This is a genomic window from Pseudomonas sp. P65(2024) (assembly GCF_057480955.1).
In genome coordinates this window covers 506,144-522,075 of the sequence record NZ_JBLIYX010000001.1, presented here as the reverse complement: position 1 = coordinate 522,075, position 15,932 = coordinate 506,144, and the positions used below count along the sequence as shown (strand labels likewise).

Annotated in this window: 17 protein-coding genes; 1 reads left to right on the top strand and 16 read right to left on the bottom strand. The window is 65.3% G+C overall.

The genetic code is table 11. The annotated features are described in order from the left end of the window. Window positions 1–180: 180 nt before the first annotated feature. The 14 genes from hemN to ccoN (AC25MA_RS02375) form a co-directional block, all read right to left on the bottom strand. The gene (gene hemN / locus AC25MA_RS02440) at window positions 181–1,563 is read right to left on the bottom strand and encodes an oxygen-independent coproporphyrinogen III oxidase (RefSeq protein WP_028692868.1); all 1,383 of its coding nucleotides are present in this window, start codon (window positions 1,561–1,563) and stop codon (window positions 181–183) included. A 128-nt stretch (window positions 1,564–1,691) separates the two neighbouring features. Next, window positions 1,692–2,375, bottom strand: coding sequence for a sulfite exporter TauE/SafE family protein (locus tag AC25MA_RS02435; RefSeq protein ID WP_062362519.1), 684 nt, complete (start codon window positions 2,373–2,375; stop codon window positions 1,692–1,694). Continuing rightward, a complete protein-coding gene (gene ccoS, locus AC25MA_RS02430; RefSeq protein ID WP_062574686.1) occupies window positions 2,368–2,580 on the bottom strand; it encodes a cbb3-type cytochrome oxidase assembly protein CcoS in 213 nt (70 codons plus the stop codon). Before ccoS ends, AC25MA_RS02435 begins: the two co-directional genes overlap by 8 nt. Beyond that, on the bottom strand, window positions 2,562–5,033 hold the full coding sequence (locus AC25MA_RS02425; protein ID WP_486971762.1) for a heavy metal translocating P-type ATPase: 2,472 nt from the start codon (window positions 5,031–5,033) through the stop codon (window positions 2,562–2,564). The genes ccoS and AC25MA_RS02425 overlap by 19 nt, the downstream gene beginning before the upstream one ends. Window positions 5,034–5,162: 129 nt before the next feature. Then, window positions 5,163–5,690 (bottom strand): FixH family protein, encoded by a 528-nt coding sequence (locus AC25MA_RS02420; RefSeq protein WP_069017296.1) that lies wholly within the window; start codon window positions 5,688–5,690, stop codon window positions 5,163–5,165. Window positions 5,691–5,705: 15 nt separating this feature from the next. Then, window positions 5,706–7,121: a cytochrome c oxidase accessory protein CcoG gene (ccoG, locus tag AC25MA_RS02415; protein ID WP_069017297.1), complete on the bottom strand. Its 1,416-nt coding sequence runs from the start codon at window positions 7,119–7,121 to the stop codon at window positions 5,706–5,708. A 254-nt stretch (window positions 7,122–7,375) separates the two neighbouring features. Then, entirely contained in the window at window positions 7,376–8,356 is a 981-nt protein-coding gene (ccoP, locus tag AC25MA_RS02410) for a cytochrome-c oxidase, cbb3-type subunit III (protein WP_062362508.1), read from the bottom strand. Continuing rightward, window positions 8,353–8,544, bottom strand: a complete 192-nt coding sequence (locus AC25MA_RS02405) for a CcoQ/FixQ family Cbb3-type cytochrome c oxidase assembly chaperone (RefSeq protein ID WP_028692875.1) — start codon at window positions 8,542–8,544, stop codon at window positions 8,353–8,355. Before AC25MA_RS02405 ends, ccoP (AC25MA_RS02410) begins: the two co-directional genes overlap by 4 nt. A 5-nt stretch (window positions 8,545–8,549) precedes the next feature. Continuing rightward, complete coding sequence (ccoO, locus tag AC25MA_RS02400; RefSeq protein ID WP_028692876.1) at window positions 8,550–9,158, bottom strand: cytochrome-c oxidase, cbb3-type subunit II; 609 nt, start codon at window positions 9,156–9,158, stop codon at window positions 8,550–8,552. Further along, a complete protein-coding gene (ccoN, locus tag AC25MA_RS02395; protein ID WP_028692877.1) occupies window positions 9,158–10,600 on the bottom strand; it encodes a cytochrome-c oxidase, cbb3-type subunit I in 1,443 nt (480 codons plus the stop codon). The genes ccoO (AC25MA_RS02400) and ccoN (AC25MA_RS02395) overlap by 1 nt, the downstream gene beginning before the upstream one ends. Before the next feature lie 431 nt (window positions 10,601–11,031). Continuing rightward, window positions 11,032–11,973, bottom strand: a complete 942-nt coding sequence (gene ccoP / locus AC25MA_RS02390) for a cytochrome-c oxidase, cbb3-type subunit III (protein WP_028692878.1) — start codon at window positions 11,971–11,973, stop codon at window positions 11,032–11,034. Beyond that, window positions 11,970–12,164, bottom strand: coding sequence for a cbb3-type cytochrome oxidase subunit 3 (locus tag AC25MA_RS02385; RefSeq protein ID WP_028692879.1), 195 nt, complete (start codon window positions 12,162–12,164; stop codon window positions 11,970–11,972). The genes ccoP (AC25MA_RS02390) and AC25MA_RS02385 overlap by 4 nt, the downstream gene beginning before the upstream one ends. 5 nt (window positions 12,165–12,169) lie before the next feature. Beyond that, window positions 12,170–12,778: a cytochrome-c oxidase, cbb3-type subunit II gene (gene ccoO / locus AC25MA_RS02380; RefSeq protein WP_028692880.1), complete on the bottom strand. Its 609-nt coding sequence runs from the start codon at window positions 12,776–12,778 to the stop codon at window positions 12,170–12,172. A gap of 13 nt (window positions 12,779–12,791) precedes the next feature. Further along, on the bottom strand, window positions 12,792–14,216 hold the full coding sequence (gene ccoN, locus AC25MA_RS02375) for a cytochrome-c oxidase, cbb3-type subunit I (RefSeq protein WP_028692881.1): 1,425 nt from the start codon (window positions 14,214–14,216) through the stop codon (window positions 12,792–12,794). Window positions 14,217–14,265: 49 nt separating this feature from the next. Between ccoN (AC25MA_RS02375) and AC25MA_RS02370 the strand changes: the two genes are divergently transcribed. Further along, window positions 14,266–14,958, top strand: coding sequence for an alpha/beta family hydrolase (locus tag AC25MA_RS02370; protein WP_028692882.1), 693 nt, complete (start codon window positions 14,266–14,268; stop codon window positions 14,956–14,958). A gap of 61 nt (window positions 14,959–15,019) precedes the next feature. On the opposite strand, the gene ppnP is transcribed toward AC25MA_RS02370, so the two are convergent. Both ppnP and AC25MA_RS02360 read right to left on the bottom strand, forming a co-directional pair. Then, window positions 15,020–15,304 carry a pyrimidine/purine nucleoside phosphorylase gene (gene ppnP, locus AC25MA_RS02365; protein WP_028692883.1) on the bottom strand — a complete coding sequence of 95 codons (285 nt, stop codon included), beginning with the start codon at window positions 15,302–15,304 and terminating at the stop codon, window positions 15,020–15,022. 73 nt (window positions 15,305–15,377) lie between these two features. Then, window positions 15,378–15,929 (bottom strand): 3'-5' exonuclease, encoded by a 552-nt coding sequence (locus AC25MA_RS02360; RefSeq protein WP_028692884.1) that lies wholly within the window; start codon window positions 15,927–15,929, stop codon window positions 15,378–15,380. Window positions 15,930–15,932: the final 3 nt, after the last annotated feature.

Below are 15,932 nucleotides of genomic sequence, written 5' to 3'. Positions count from 1 at the left end.
GATCCTTGTGGGAAAGCACACATAAGCCGTAAGGATAACCTGCGGCATGGGCTGTAGGCCAGTGTGCGCATTTTTGGTGCACGCTAGCGGCGGCAGGGAAGGGGTGTTCCGCTACCGTTCAACTGTCCATAGTGTGCCTCGAAAGGCGGGCTGTCCATGTGGTGAAACGCCTCAATCGCCTCAGATCACCCGGGAGAAACGCTGGCGATTCTGCTGCGCGAGGTAGGCGTCGAACACCATGCATACCGAGCGCGCCAGCAGGCGGCCGGCTGGCAGGATGCGGATGCCCTTGGCGTCCAGGTTGATCAGGCCGTCGCGCTGCATGGCCTGCAGCTGCGGCCACAGCTCTTTGAAATAGCCGCGAAAATCGATGGTGAAGGCCTGCTCGATCGCCTCGAAATCCAGTTCGAAGTGGCAGATCAGTTGCTGGATCACCGCCCGGCGCAGGCGGTCGTCCTGGTTGCACAAAAGGCCGCGCTGGGTCGCCAGCTGGGCGGTGGAAAGGGTGTCCTGGTAGGTGTTGAGGTCGCTGCTGTTCTGGCAGTACAGGTCGCCGATCTGGCTGATTGCCGACACGCCCAGGCCGATCAGGTCGCAGTGGCCGTGGGTGGTGTAGCCCTGGAAGTTGCGCTGCAGGGTGCCTTCCTCCTGGGCGATGGCCAGTTCGTCGTCGGGCAGGGCGAAGTGGTCCATGCCGATGTAGCGGTAGCCGGCGGCAGTCAGTTGGTCGATGGTGGCGTGGAGCATTTCCAGCTTGGCCGCCGGCGCCGGCAGGTCGGCGCTGTCGATGCGCCGCTGGGGCATGAAGCGCTCGGGCAGGTGTGCGTAGTTGAAGACCGACAGACGGTCGGGCTGCAGGCGGATCACTTCCTCGACGGTGCGGGCGAAGCCTTCCGGGGTCTGCTTGGGCAGGCCGTAGATCAGGTCGAGGTTGATCGAGCGGAACTGCAGGGTGCGCGCCGCCTCGATCAGGGTGCGGGTCTGCTCCAGGCTCTGCAGGCGGTTGACCGCGCGTTGCACGGCCGGATCGAGGTCCTGCACGCCGAGGCTGACGCGGTTGAAGCCCAGTTCGCGCAACAGGCCCATGGTCGACCAGTCGGCCTCGCGCGGGTCGATCTCGATGCCGTAGTCGCCAGAATCGTCGTCCAGCAGGTGGAAGTGCTGGCGCAGGGTGGCCATCAGCTGGCGCAGTTCCACATGGCTGAGAAAAGTCGGCGTGCCGCCGCCGAAGTGCAGCTGCTCGACCACCTGTTTCGGGTCGAGGTGGCAGGCGACCAGTTGGATCTCCTGCTCCAGGCGCTGCAGGTAGGGTGCGGCGCGGCCACGGTCCTTGGTGATGACCTTGTTGCAGGCGCAGTAGTAGCAGATGTTGGCGCAGAACGGCACGTGCACGTAGAGCGACAGCGGGCGCGTGGCGCGGCGGCTTTCGCGCAGGGCGTGAAGCAGGTCGAACGAGCCCACTTCGCCGTGCAGTTGCACGGCGGTCGGATAGGAGGTGTAGCGTGGCCCGGCCAGATCGTAGCGACGAATCAGGTCGGCGTCCCAGCGTAGGTCGTCGAGCATGTGGGTGGTCCCCGGATAGAGCTGCAGTGTCCGGAGTCTAGGGGCGGATGTAAGAAGTCGTGTTGATTTGTATCAAGGTGAGTTGGCGACCGTCGCGGGGCTGGCGTGGGGGCGGGCTTGCCCCGCGATCAGTGTCCCATCAACCAGTGCTGGTGCGGCCCAGGCAACGTCCACAAACCAAACAGGATAACCAGCACGCCCCCGGCCACGCGCACGCCGCGCTTGCGCAACAGGGCGCCGACGCGCTCCGCCGCGAGCCCCGTGGCCAGCAGCACCGGCCAGGTACCGATGCCGAACGCCAGCATCAGCGCCGCGCTGTGCAGCGCATCGCCCTGGCTCGCCGCCCACAACAGGGTGCTGTATACCAGCCCGCACGGCAGCCAGCCCCACAGGGCGCCCAGCAGCAGGGCGCGAGGCAGGCTGGACACCGGCAGCAGTCGGGTGGCCACGGGTTGCACATGGCGCCACAGGCCGCGGCCGAGCGCCTCGATACGGGTCAGGCCGTTCCACCAGCCGGCCAGGTACAGACCCATGCAGATCAACAGCAGCGCCGCGATGACGCGCAAGCCGATGGCCAGCGGGCTGCTGGCCAGCGCCACGCCGGCCAGGCCCAGCAGCAGGCCGGCGGCGGCATAGCTGAGGATGCGCCCGAGGTTGTAGGCCAGCAGCAGGCGCAGGCGCCGGCCACGCTGCTCGGGTGGGATGGCCAGGGTGAGGGCGCCCATCAGGCCGCCGCACATGCCCAGGCAGTGGCCGCCGCCGAGCAGGCCCAGGACCAGCGCCGAGCCCAGGAGCGGAATCAGTTCAGGCACGTGGCGAGGGGTCCTGGTCGTCGGGCTGTTCGTCCCCGGGCTTCACGGCGGCCTGATGGCGCGGATCCTGGTCATCGAACAGGATGCTGTGGGCCGGGCCTTCGAGGTCGTCGTACTGGCCGCTGTCCACCGCCCAGAAGAAGATGTACACGGCAACGCCGACCAGCAGCAGGGCGGCGGGAATCATCACGTAGAGGGCGGGCATAGCGGTTTCCTTTCGAGCGACGCCGGCTCGCGCGCGGCCGGCGCCGCATCGGCGGGCAGCCGGGTCAGGCGCAGGGCGTTGAGCACCACGATCAGCGAGCTGACCGACATGCCGATTGCCGCCCACACCGGGGTGATCCAGCCGAGCGCGGCGAACGGCAGCATGAGGCCATTGTACAGCGTCGCCCAGAGCAGGTTCTCGACAATATTGCGGCGGGTCCGGCGGGCCAGGTCGAAGGCCTGTACCAGCGCTTGCAGGCGGTTGGACAGCAATACCGCGTCGGCGCTGGTCTTGGCAAGGTCGGTGGCGCTGCCCATGGCGATGCTGATGTCGGCGGCGGCCAGCACTGGCACGTCGTTGACGCCGTCGCCGAGCATCAGCACCTTGCGGCCCTCGCCTTGCAGGGCCTTGAGGCGAGCGAGCTTGTCGTCCGGGCGCAGGCCGCCGATCGCCTGGTCGATGCCCAGCTGCGCGGCCACCTCGGCGACCATCGGTGAACTGTCGCCGGACAGCAGCAGTGTTTGCCAGCCACGGGCTTTACAGGCGGTCACCAGGTCCTGGGCGTCGTCGCGCAGGCGGTCGTCCAGCGCGAACCAGGCCAACGGCCCTTGCCGATCGCCCAGCAGCAGCCATTGCCCGCGCGGCTCCGGCACGGCGGGGACCTCGGCGCCGCTGAGGGCGCAGACGAAGGCGGCCTGGCCGATGCGCAGGCGCTGGCCGGCCAACTCGCCTTCCAGACCCAACCCTGGCATGGCATTGACGCTTTCGGCGGCCTGGGCGGCGCGGCCGAAGGCGCGGGCGATGGGATGCTCGGAGCGGTTTTCCAGGGCGGCGGCCAGCGCCAGGCACTGGTCGCTGTCCAGCTGGCCCAGCGGTCGCACGCTGCGCAGGGCCAGGCGGCCCTCGGTGAGGGTGCCGGTCTTGTCGAAGATCACCGTGTCGATCTGGTTCAGCCCCTCCAGCACATGCCCGCGGGTGATCAGCAGGCCGAGCTTGTGCAGGCTGCCGGTGGCCGCGGTGAGGGCGGTCGGCGTGGCCAGTGACAGGGCGCAGGGGCAGGTGGCGACCAGCATGGCCAGGACGATCCAGAACGCCCGTGGCGCATCCAGTTGCCACCAGACCACGCCGATTACGGCGGCGGCCACCAGGGTGAACAGCAGGAACCACTGCGAGGCGCGGTCGGCGATTTCCGCCAGGCGCGGTTTTTCCGACTGGGCGCGCTCCAGCAGGCGGACGATGGCCGAGAGGCGCGAGTCCTGGCCCAGGGCCTGGACTTCGACGGTGAGGGTGCTCTCGACGTTGAGGGTGCCGCCGGTCACCCGGTCGCCAACGCGGCGCGCCAGGGGCAGGTATTCGCCGGTCAGCAGCGATTCGTCGACGCTGGAGCGGCCGTCGACGATCAACCCGTCGGCCGGGATCACCGCGCCAGGCAGCACCTGCACCCGGTCGCCGCACTGCAGTTCGCCGAGCAGGATGCGCTCGCCCTGGCCGTTGGCGTCCAGGCGCAGGCACGAGGCCGGCAACAGGTTGACCAGTTGCGCGGTGGCTGCCGCGGTGCGCTCGCGGGCGCGGCGTTCGAGATAGCGGCCTGTGAGCAGGAACAAGGCGAACATGCCGACGGTGTCGAAGTACAGCTCGCCGCTGCCGGTGATCGCGGTCCAGATCCCGGCGCAGTAGGCCAGGGCGATGGCCAGCGACACCGAGACGTCCATGGTCAGGTGGCGGGTGCGCAGGTCGCGGGCCGCGCCTTTGAAGAACGGCGCGCAGCTGTAGAACACGATGGGGGTGGTGAGGAACAGCGCGACCCAGCGCAGGATAGTGTGCAGCTCGGGCGACAGGTCGATATTGAATTCCGGCCAGGTGGCCATGGTCGCCATCATCGCCTGGAACCACAGCAGCCCGGCCACGCCCAGGCGGCGCAGGGCGCCGCGGTTCTCCCGGGCCAGCTGTTCGGCGGCCTGGTCGGGCTGGTAGGGGTGGGCTGCATAGCCGATCTGGCGCAGCTCGGCCAGCAACCTGGACAGCGGCAGTTGCTGGTCGTCCCAGCTGACCAGCAGGCGGTGGTTGGACAGGTTGAGGCGGGCGTCGTCGACGCCGGGCAGGTTGCGCAGGTGCTTCTCGATCAGCCAGCCGCAGGCGGCGCAGCTGATGCCCTCGACCATCAGGATGGTTTCGGCCAGCTCGCCGGCATGGCGCACGAAGGATTGCTGCACGTCGCTGCGGTCATACAGCGCCAGTTCATCCTGGAGCTGGCGGGGCAGGGCCTCGGGGTTGGCGCTGGTGTCGCTGCGGTGCTGGTAGTAGTGCTCCAGGCCACCGGCGACGATGGACTCGGCCACTGCCTGGCAGCCGGGGCAGCAGAGTTGCCGCGGCTCGCCGAGGACCACGGCGGTGAAGCGGCTGCCGGCGGGGACGGGCAGGGCGCAGTGGTAGCAGGGGGTGGGGTGGGTCATCGACATCTCTTCTTGCCGGTGCGGGCTCGTGGGAGCGGGCTTGCCCCGCGATGGGCCCGGGATACTCGTTTTCAGGCCCGGCCCCATCGCGGGGCAAGCCCGCTCCCACGAGGTTTGGTGATATCGCCGTTACTGGTGCTCGGCCCCTTGCAGCGCTTCATCCCCCAGCTGCAAGGTCACCCCATGCTCGACCTTCTCCTCCTCGAACAACCGCCACACATGCTCATCCTGGCTGCCCAGCAGCTCGACGAAGCGCCGCCCCTGGACCTTGTCGTCGAGCTGGCCGACATAGCGGCCTTGCTCGGCGCGGATCAGCGGCACCTTGCGGTCCTTGTCCGGCTGGGTCGGCGAGATCAGGTTCAGTTCCAGCGTCTGCGGGTCGCTGTTGCCGGTCAGGCGCACCTCCACCTCGCCGGTCAGCTCGTCCAGGTGCACGCTGGCCTTGAGGTTGAGGGTCTGTGCCAGCAGCTCGCGGTCCAGCGAGCGGTTGATGCCCTTGCCGGCCTCGTAGTAGTTGTCGTTGACCAGGTTGTCCGGGTTGCGCACGGCAATGCTGACCATGGTCAGGCTCAGGCACACCGAGGTGGCCAGGATGCCGATGATGATCCAGGGCCAGAGGTGCTTGTACCAGGGGCTGGCGGCGGTGGCTGCAGGCATTGTCGATGTTCTCTCTCAGCGGATCTGTGGGCCGATGAAACGGCTCTTGGCTTCAACCTGGTTGGCGCTGTCGTCGGCGTCCTTGAGGATGAAGGTGATTTCGTTGGTGGTCGAGGGCAGTTGTTCAGGGGCGACCGACAACTGCACCGGCAAGTTGACGATGTCGCCGGCGGTGACGCGTATCTCGCGCTGGCCTTCGAGCTTGAGGTCGGGCAGGCCAGCGGCGTCGAGCACGTAGACGTGGTCGTGCTGGTCCTTGTTCATCACCTTCAGGCTGTAGACGTTCTCGATCCGCCCCTGGGCGTTCTCGCGGTACAGCACGCGGTCCTTGGCCACGTCGAAACCGATCAGCGAACGGGTGGCGAAAGCGGTGACCAAGGCGCCGATCATCACCAGCAGCACCAGGGCGTAGCCGATCAGGCGCGGGCGCAGCATGTGGGTCTTCTGCCCGGACAGGTTGTGCTCGGTGGTATAGCTGATCAGGCCCTTGGGATAGTTCATCTTGTCCATGATGCTGTCGCAGGCGTCGATGCAGGCGGCGCAGCCGATGCACTCGATCTGCAAGCCATCACGGATATCGATGCCGGTGGGGCAGACCTGCACACACATGGTGCAGTCGATGCAGTCGCCCAGGCCCTTGGCCTTGTAGTCGATGTCCTTCTTGCGCGGGCCGCGGGTCTCGCCGCGGCGCGGGTCGTAGGAGACGATCAGGGTGTCCTTGTCGAACATCACGCTCTGGAAGCGCGCGTACGGGCACATGTAGATGCACACCTGCTCGCGCAGCCAGCCGGCGTTGCCGTAGGTGGCCAGCGTGAAGAAACCGACCCAGAAGTAGGCCCAGCCATCGGCCTGGCCGGTAAAGAACTCGATGGCCAGCTCGCGGATCGGTGAGAAGTAGCCGACGAAGGTCATGCCGGTGACGAAGCCTATCAGCAGCCAGAGGCTGTGCTTGGCCAGCTTGCGCAGGAACTTGTTGGCGCTCATGGGCGCCTTGTCCAGCTTCATGCGTTGGTTGCGATCACCCTCGGTGACTTTTTCGCACCACATGAACACCCAGGTCCAGACGCTTTGCGGGCAGGTGTAGCCGCACCAGACCCGCCCTGCATACACGGTGATGAAGAACAGGCCGAAGGCGGCGACGATCAGGATCCCCGAGAGCAGGATGAAGTCCTGGGGCCAGATGGTGGCGCCGAAGATGTAGAACTTGCGTTCGGGCAGGTTCCACCAGACGGCCTGGTGGCCGCCCCAGTTCAGCCAGACGGTGCCGAAGTACAGCAAAAACAGCGCCGCGCCACCGACCATCCGCAGCCTGCGGAAGATGCCGGTGAAGGCGCGGGTGTAGATTTTTTCGCGCGAGGCGTAGAGGTCGACGGAATCCTTCCCTTTGCTGGCAGGCGGGGTGACGTCATGTACCGGAATTTGCTTGCTCATCATCAAGTCCCACGGCAGTGGAGAAATGCCGCGGCCAGTGCGTGCCGGCCGCAGTCTCGCGCGTTCTGCTAGCGCTCTGCGGCCCATGATACGCCTGAGATGGCGCGTGCGGGGCGCGCTGCGACCTTTAGTCGCGTTGGGTTCGTGGTGTGAATCGTGTTATGGCGGGTGTCAATTGATTCAGGTCAGTTTCGGCTCGTTTTATGCTCGAATGAACGTGGGAGCGGCGCACCGCCGCTCCCACTGTTGACCCATCACTCGGCTTTTGGCTCTTGTTGCTCCTGGTGCGACAGGCTGTAGACGTAGGCCGCCAGCAGGTGGACCTTGTCGTTGCCCTGCATCTGCGCTTGGGCCGGCATCTGTCCCTGACGGCCATAGCGGATGGTCTGCTGCAGTTGGGCGAAGCTCGAGCCGTAGATGAACGCCTGCGGATGAGTCAGGTTCGGCGCGCCCATGGCCGGGGTGCCCTTGCCCTCGGGGCCGTGGCAGGCCACGCAGTTGGTGGCGAAGATCTGCTGGCCTTTGGCCGGGTCGGCCTTGGCGTCCTCGGGCAGCTTGCGCCCGTCCAGGTTGGTCAGCACGAAGGCCGCCACGTCCGCCACGCCCTGTTCGCCGATCACCGAGGCCCAGCCTGGCATCACGCCGTGGCGACCGTTCATGATGGTGGTCTTGATGGTCTCCGGCTCACCGCCCCAACGCCAGTCGTTGTCGGTCAGGTTGGGGAAGCCGTAGGCGCCCCGGGCGTCGGAACCGTGGCATACCGAGCAGTTGGAGGCGAACAGGCGAGCGCCCATCTTCAGGGCCTGCGGGTCCTTGGCCACCTCCTCCAGCGGCATGGCGGCGAACTTGGCGAAGATCGGCCCGAAGCGGGCGTCGGCCTTGGCCATTTCCTTTTCCCATTCGTGCACGCCGGTCCAGCCGGCCTGGCCGTTGGAGAACTCGGTCTTCTTGTCGTTGTCGACGTAGGCATAGCCCGGCAGGATGCCTTTCCAGTTGCCCAGGCCCGGGTACAGCACCAGGTAGCCGAGGGCAAAGACGACGGTGCCGACGAACAGCCAGAACCACCATTTCGGCAGCGGGTTGTCGTACTCCTCGATGCCGTCGAAGGCGTGGCCGACGACTTCGTCGGTGATCTCTTCGCGCTGGCCCTTGCGGGTCGACAGCAGCAACCAGGTCAAGGCGAAGATGGTGCCCAGGGTCAGGACGGTGACGTACAGACTCCAGAAGGTTGTCATTGTTGTTTGCTCCTAGAAGCTTTTGCTTGCTCGACGTGGCGGGTGGCTTCTGGATCGTCCGCGAACGGCAATTGCGTCGCTTCGTCGAATTCCTGCTTGCGCCGCGGGCTGAACACCCACAGCGCCAGGCCCACGAAGGCCACCAGCACCACGACGGTGCCCAGGCCGCGAATCATCCCGATATCCATCAGTGTCACCGTTTGCTTTTGATGAGGGTGCCAAGGCCTTGCAGGTACGCGACGATGGCGTCCATCTCGGTCTTGCCCTTGACCGCGTCACGGGCGCCGGCGATGTCTTCGTCGGTGTACGGCGTGCCCAGGGTGCGCAGCACTTCCATCTTCTTGGCGGTGTCCTTGCCGTCGAGCTTGTTTTCCACCAGCCACGGGTACGACGGCATCTTCGATTCCGGTACCACGTTGCGCGGGTTGTACAGGTGGGCGCGGTGCCAGTCGTCCGAGTAGCGGCCGCCGACGCGGGCCAGGTCGGGCCCGGTACGCTTGGAGCCCCACAGGAACGGGTGGTCCCACACGCTCTCGCCGGCCACCGAGTAGTGGCCGTAGCGTTCGGTCTCGGCGCGGAACGGCCGGATCATTTGCGAGTGGCAACCCACGCAGCCTTCGCGGATGTAGATGTCGCGGCCCTCGACCTCGAGCGCGGTACGTGGCTTCATGCCCTCGACCGGCTTGTTGGTGACGTCCTGGAAGAACAGCGGGACGATCTGGGTGAGGCCACCGACGCTGACGGCGATGACCATGAAGAAGGCCATCAGGCCGATATTCTTCTCGACTGCTTCATGCTTCATCAGTGGGCTCCCACGACGACGATCTTGGCGGCTTCCTCAGCCTGAACCGGGTTGGCGGCGCGCACGGTACGCAGCACGTTGTAGGCCATCAGCAGCATGCCGGAGGCGAAGAACGCACCGCCCAGGGCGCGGACGATGTAACCCGCGTGGCTGGCCTGCAGGGCTTCGACGAAGGAGTAGGTGAGGGTGCCGTCGTCGTTGATGGCGCGCCACATCAGGCCTTGGGTAATGCCGTTGACCCACATCGAGGCGATGTACAGCACGGTGCCGATGGTGGCCAGCCAGAAGTGCGCGTTGATCAGGCCGACGCTGTGCATCTGATCGCGGCCGTAGAGTTTCGGGATCATGTGGTAGACCGCGCCGATCGAGATCATCGCCACCCAGCCGAGGGCGCCGGCGTGGACGTGGCCGATGGTCCAGTCGGTGTAGTGCGACAGTGAGTTGACCGTCTTGATGGCCATCATCGGGCCTTCGAAGGTGGACATGCCGTAGAACGCCAGCGACACCACCAAGAAGCGCAGGATCGGGTCGGTGCGCAGCTTATGCCAGGCCCCCGAGAGGGTCATCATGCCGTTGATCATGCCGCCCCAGCTCGGCGCCAGGAGGATGATCGACATCACCATGCCCAGTGACTGCGCCCAGTCCGGCAGTGCGGTGTAGTGCAGGTGGTGGGGGCCGGCCCAGATGTACAGGGTGATCAGCGCCCAGAAGTGCACGATCGACAGGCGATAGGAGTAGATCGGGCGTTCGGCCTGTTTCGGGACGAAGTAGTACATCATCCCCAGGAAGCCGGTGGTCAGGAAGAAGCCCACGGCATTGTGCCCGTACCACCACTGGATCATCGCGTCGGTGGCGCCAGCGTAGGCCGAGTAGGACTTGAACAGGCTCACCGGCAGCGAGATGTGGTTGACGATGTGCAGCATCGCGGTGACCACGATGAACGCGCCGTAGAACCAGTTGCCGACGTAGATGTGCTTGGTCTTGCGCTTGACGATGGTGCCGAAGAACACCAGGGCGTAGGTGACCCAGACGATGGCCAGCAGGATCGCCAGCGGCCACTCGAGCTCGGCGTATTCCTTGGTGGTGGTGAAGCCCATCGGCAGGGTGATCAGCGCGCCGACGATCACCGCCTGCCAACCCCAGAAGGTGAAGGCGGCCATGCTGTCGGAGATCAGCCGGGTCTGGCAGGTACGCTGCACCACGTAGTAGCTGGTGCCGAACAGGGCGCAGCCACCGAAGGCGAAGATCACCAGGTTGGTGTGCAGTGGGCGCAGGCGGCCGAAGCTCGTCCATGGCAGGTCCAGGTTGAGCTGGGGCCATACCAGTTGCGAGGCGATGAAGACGCCAAGCCCCATGCCAAGGATCCCCCAGACCACCGTCATGATGGCGAACTGGCGGACGACCTTATAGTTATAAGCAGTCGGACTGATTGCAGTGCTCATTCTAAGGTTCCACGGTTTGGGTGTTCTTGTTGGTTGGTAAATCGGCGCCAGTATCGATAACCACCAGGGTTATGGCAACGCAAGGAAACCTGCGCCGACCCGTGTCCAGGCCCTTCTCACCGCCGTCCCGCGGTTTTTGGGCTGGATGATTGTACACAAATAAATATTTGTAATGTGTACCGTTTTCCATGTTTTTCTGATCGTTCGGTCAAGCTTTTTGATCGGGACGGGCACGCAAGGCGTCATCCCAAAGCCGCAGGCTCGTGAGCGTGGAGTCGATGCGTGATGTCAGGCTGTGCACCACGTCTGTTCCGGTCGCTGCGAGCGGAGCCACTGTGGCAACAAGCTTAGTTGCGTTCGGAGGGGGTGCAAGGCGGGGAGGGGCGAGGGAGGGAGTCGTGGGAGCGGCGCACTACCGCTCCCACGGGGTTTTACTTGGCGGTTACCGTTTCTGCTGCTTGCTCTTGCGACAGGCTATACACATAGGCCGCCAGCAGGTGGACCTTGTCGTTGCCCTGGATGTCGTGCTGCGCCGGCATCTGGCCCTGACGGCCGTAACGGATGGTCTGCTGCAGCTGGGCGAAGCTCGAGCCGTAGATGAACGCCTGCGGATGGGTCAGGTTCGGCGCGCCCATGGCCGGGGTGCCCTTGCCTTCAGGCCCGTGGCAGGCCACGCAGTTTGTGGCGAAGATTTCCTGGCCCTTGGCCGGGTCGGCCTTGACGCCTTCCGGCAGGCTGCGGCCATCGAGGTTGGTCAGCACGAAGGCTGCCACATCGGCCACGCCCTGCTCGCCGATCACCGTGGACCAGCCCGGCATGACGCCGTGGCGGCCGTTCATGATCGAGGCCTTGATGGTCTCCGGCTCGCCACCCCAGCGCCAGTCGTTGTCGGTCAGGTTGGGGAAGCCGTAGGAGCCCTTGGCGTCGGAGCCGTGGCACACCGAGCAGTTGGAGGCGAACAGCCGGCTGCCCATCTTCAACGCCTGTGGATCCTTGGCCACTTCCTCAACCGGCATGGCGGCATACTTGGCGAAGATCGGGCCGAACTTGGCGTCGGCCTTGTCCATCTCTTTCTGCCACTCGTCCACCTGGGTCCAGCCATTCTCGTAGCCAGGCAGGATGCCTTTCCAATTGCCCAGGCCCGGGTAGAGGATCAGGTAGCCGACCGAGAACACCAGGGTGCCGACGAACAGCCAGAACCACCACTTGGGCAGCGGGTTGTCGTACTCCTCGATGCCGTCGAAGCTGTGGCCCATGGTCTGGTCGGTGGTGTCGCTGCTCTGGCCTTTTCGGGTGGCGAGCAGCAGCCAGGTCAGGCCGATCAGGCTGCCGATGGTCAGTACGCTGATGTACGTACTCCAGAAGGTGGTCATTGCTGGGTACTCCTCAATACGGCAGGTTCCTGCCCGGCGGGGGGCAGGCGGTCGTCGACGAAGGGCAGCAGGCGCGCTTCGGCGAAATCACGGTCGCGGCGACGGTTGAACACCCAGAGCGACAGGCCGATGAAGGCGATCATCACCACCAGGGTGCCCAGGCCGCGGATCATGCCGATGTCCATTTCCATCGCACTCACCTCTTGTTCTTGATCGCGGTGCCGAGCACCTGCAGGTAGGCGACCAGTGCGTCCATCTCGGTCTTGCCCTTGACCGCGTCCTTCGCGCCGGCGATGTCGTCGTCGCTGTAGGGCACGCCGAGGCCGCGCAGGACGCGCATCTTGACGTCGGTGTGGCTGTTGTCGACCTGCGCGGCCACCAGCCATGGGTATGACGGCATCTTCGATTCCGGTACCACGTTGCGCGGGTTGTACAGGTGCGCGCGGTGCCAGTCGTCCGAGTAGCGGCCGCCGACGCGGGCCAGGTCCGGACCGGTACGCTTGGAGCCCCACAGGAACGGATGGTCCCATACGCTCTCGCCGGCCACCGAGTAGTGGCCGTAGCGCTCGGTCTCGGCGCGGAATGGCCGGACCATCTGCGAGTGGCAGCCCACGCAGCCTTCGCGGATGTAGATGTCGCGGCCTTCGAGTTGCAGGGCGGTGTAGGGCTTCATGCCCTCGACCGGCTTGTTGGTGACGTCCTGGAAGAACAGCGGGACGATCTGGGTCAGGCCGCCGATGCTGACGGCGAATACCATCAGCAGGGCCATCAGGCCTATGTTTTTCTCAACGACTTCATGGTTCATCAGGCTCTACTCCTCAAGCCAGCTGGGCGTTGGCGGGGGCTTGCTCGGCGGCCGGGGCACGCACGGTGCGCCAGGTGTTCCAGGCCATCAGGAACATGCCGCTGAGGAAGATCGCGCCGCCGACGAAGCGCACGACGAAGCCTGGGTGGCTGGCCACCAGGGTTTCGACGAACGAGTAGGTCAGCGTGCCGTCGCTGTTGACCGCGCGCCACATCAGGCCCTGGGCGATGCCGTTGACCCACATCGAGGCGATGTAGAGCACGGTGCCGATGGTGGCCAGCCAGAAGTGCGCGTTGATCAGCCCAAGGCTGTACATGCGCTCTTTGCCGAACACTTTCGGGATGGTGTGGTACAGCGCGCCGATGGAGATCATCGCCACCCAGCCGAGGGCGCCGGCGTGGACGTGGCCGATGGTCCAGTCGGTGTAGTGGGACAGGGCGTTGACCGTCTTGATGGCCATCATCGGGCCTTCGAAGGTGGACATGCCGTAGAACGCCAGCGAGACGACCAGGAAGCGCAGGATCGGGTCGCTGCGCAGCTTATGCCAGGCGCCCGAGAGGGTCATCATGCCGTTGATCATGCCGCCCCAGCTTGGCGCCAGCAGGATCAGCGACATGATCATGCCCAGCGACTGCGCCCAGTCCGGCAGCGCGGTGTAGTGCAGGTGGTGCGGGCCTGCCCAGATGTACAGGGTGATCAGGGCCCAGAAGTGGACGATCGACAGGCGATACGAATACACCGGGCGCTCGGCCTGCTTGGGCACGTAGTAGTACATCATCCCCAGGAAGCCGGCGGTCAGGAAGAAGCCCACGGCGTTGTGGCCGTACCACCACTGCACCATGGCATCGGTGGCGCCGGCGTACAGCGAGTAGGACTTGGTCAGGCTGACCGGTACTTCCAGGTTGTTGACGATGTGCAGGATCGCCACGGTGAGGATGAAGGCGCCGAAGAACCAGTTGCCCACGTAGATGTGCTTGGTGTTGCGCTTCATCAGCGTGCCGAAGAACACTACGGCATAGGCCACCCAGACGATGGTGATCAGGATGTCGATCGGCCATTCCAGTTCGGCGTATTCCTTGGTGCTGGTGTAGCCCAGCGGCAGGCTGATCGCCGCCAGCAGGATCACCAGTTGCCAGCCCCAGAAGGTGAACGCGGCCAGGCGTGGCGCGAACAGGGTGGTCTGGCAGGTGCGTTGCACCGAATAATAGGAGGTGGCGAACAGGGCACAGCCGCCGAAGGCGAAGATCACCGCGTTGGTGTGCAAGGGTCGCAGGCGGCCGAAGCTGGTCCACGGCAGGTCGAGGTTGAAGGCGGGCCAGGCGAGCTGGGCGGCGATGAAGACGCCGAGCCCCATCCCGACGATGCCCCACACCACCGTCATGATGGCGAATTGGCGGACCACCTGATAGTTGTAGGCGGTACTGCTGGTTGTGTTCATGTATGGGTTCCCATCCACGGTTATAGGCAGGCTAGACAGCGAGGCAAGCATGATTAATGGGCAAAGTGCCGGTATTGACGGGGATCAATGGGCGAAGATCGGAAATGTCCCAGGCTTGCGCTGCGATCCTCCGAAAATTCCGCAGGATCGTGGCATTTCCAGCTGCCTGATCCTGGCCCACGGCGCCGGTGCGCCAATGGACAGCGGGTTCATGGAGGACATGGCGCAAAGGCTGGCGGGGCAAGGGGTAGGGGTGGTGCGCTTCGAGTTCCCCTACATGGCCGAGCGGCGTCTGAGCGGCGGCAAGCGGCCGCCCAATCCGCAGAAGGTGTTGCTTGAATGCTGGCGGACTGTCTACGACCAGCTGCGACCATTGGTCGCAGGGCGGTTGGCTGTCGGTGGCAAGTCCATGGGCGGACGCATGGCCAGTCTCGTGGCGGACGAACTGGGCGCCGATGCGCTGGTGTGCCTGGGATATCCGTTCTATGCCGTGGGCAAGCCTGAAAAGCCACGCGTGGAGCACTTGGCCGGGCTGCATACGCGAACGTTGATCGTGCAGGGCGAGCGGGATGCCCTGGGCAATCGTGAGGCGGTGGCGGGGTATGCGCTATCGCCGGCGATCGAGGTGAGCTGGCTGGTGGCGGCCGATCATGACCTCAAGCCGTTGAAGGCGTCAGGGTTCAGTCATGAGCAGCACATGCAGGCGGCGGCGCAGCGAGTGGCGGCTTTCCTGCGGGTGTAGCCATCGCGAGGCAAGCCCGCTCTTCGTGGGAGCGGGCTTGCCCCGCGATGAGGGCCTCAGCTCAGTCGCGGTACTCGCACAGGTAAGCGGTATCCACGGCCACCTTCAGTTGGAACTTGCTGTCGGCGGCCACGTTGAACTTGTCGCCCGCGTTGAAGGTTTCCCAGTTGTCGCTACCTGGCAGCTTCACGCTCAGGGCGCCGGAGACTACGTGCATGATCTCGCGCTTGGCGGTGCCGAACTCGTATTCGCCCGGGGCCATCACACCCACGGTGGCCGGACCTTCCTTGCTTTCGAAGGCGATCGACTTGACGGTGCCATCGAAGTACTCATTGACCTTGAACATCGGGCGACTCCTGAAAAAGGACTGAAAAAAGGGCTGGCCAGTATGCCCAAGGCCCGCCCCTGCGTCATCTGTTTCAGGTGCTGCTTGGCGGCAGGCTCAGGGGCAGCAGGCGTGCGGTGTTGCGGGCGTCTTCCAGGGCCCGGTGCTGTTGCCCGGCAAACTGCAGGCCGGCCAGTTGCAGGGCGCTGTTCAGGCCTGCCGGACGCTGCAGGTGGCGGGCCTTGGCGAAGCGTTGCTTGAGGTTGATGTGCGGCAGTTGCTCCAGCAGGCTGCGCACATGGTGCGTCTGCCATTCCAGCAGCAGTTGCTTGCGGTCGTAGTCGCCCCAGCTTACCCAGGCCTGCAATTGTGCCTGGTGATGACCCAGCCAGCGTTCGAACGCGGCCCAGACTTCCGGGAAGGGCGCGGCGGCATCGACCTCGGCCTGGCCGATATGGGTCAGCTCGCGACAGAAGGAGGTCAACTGCGGCCGCCGCCGGGGCCGCACGAAGCGCTGGAAGTGGTCGACCTCGCGCCCGTCGCGGGTGACCAGGCTTGCGCCGATTTCAATGATTTCCATCTCCGTGACCGGCCAGCCGCCGTCGTCGGTAGTGGCTTCCAGGTCGATCACCAACCAGTGGCCCATGCC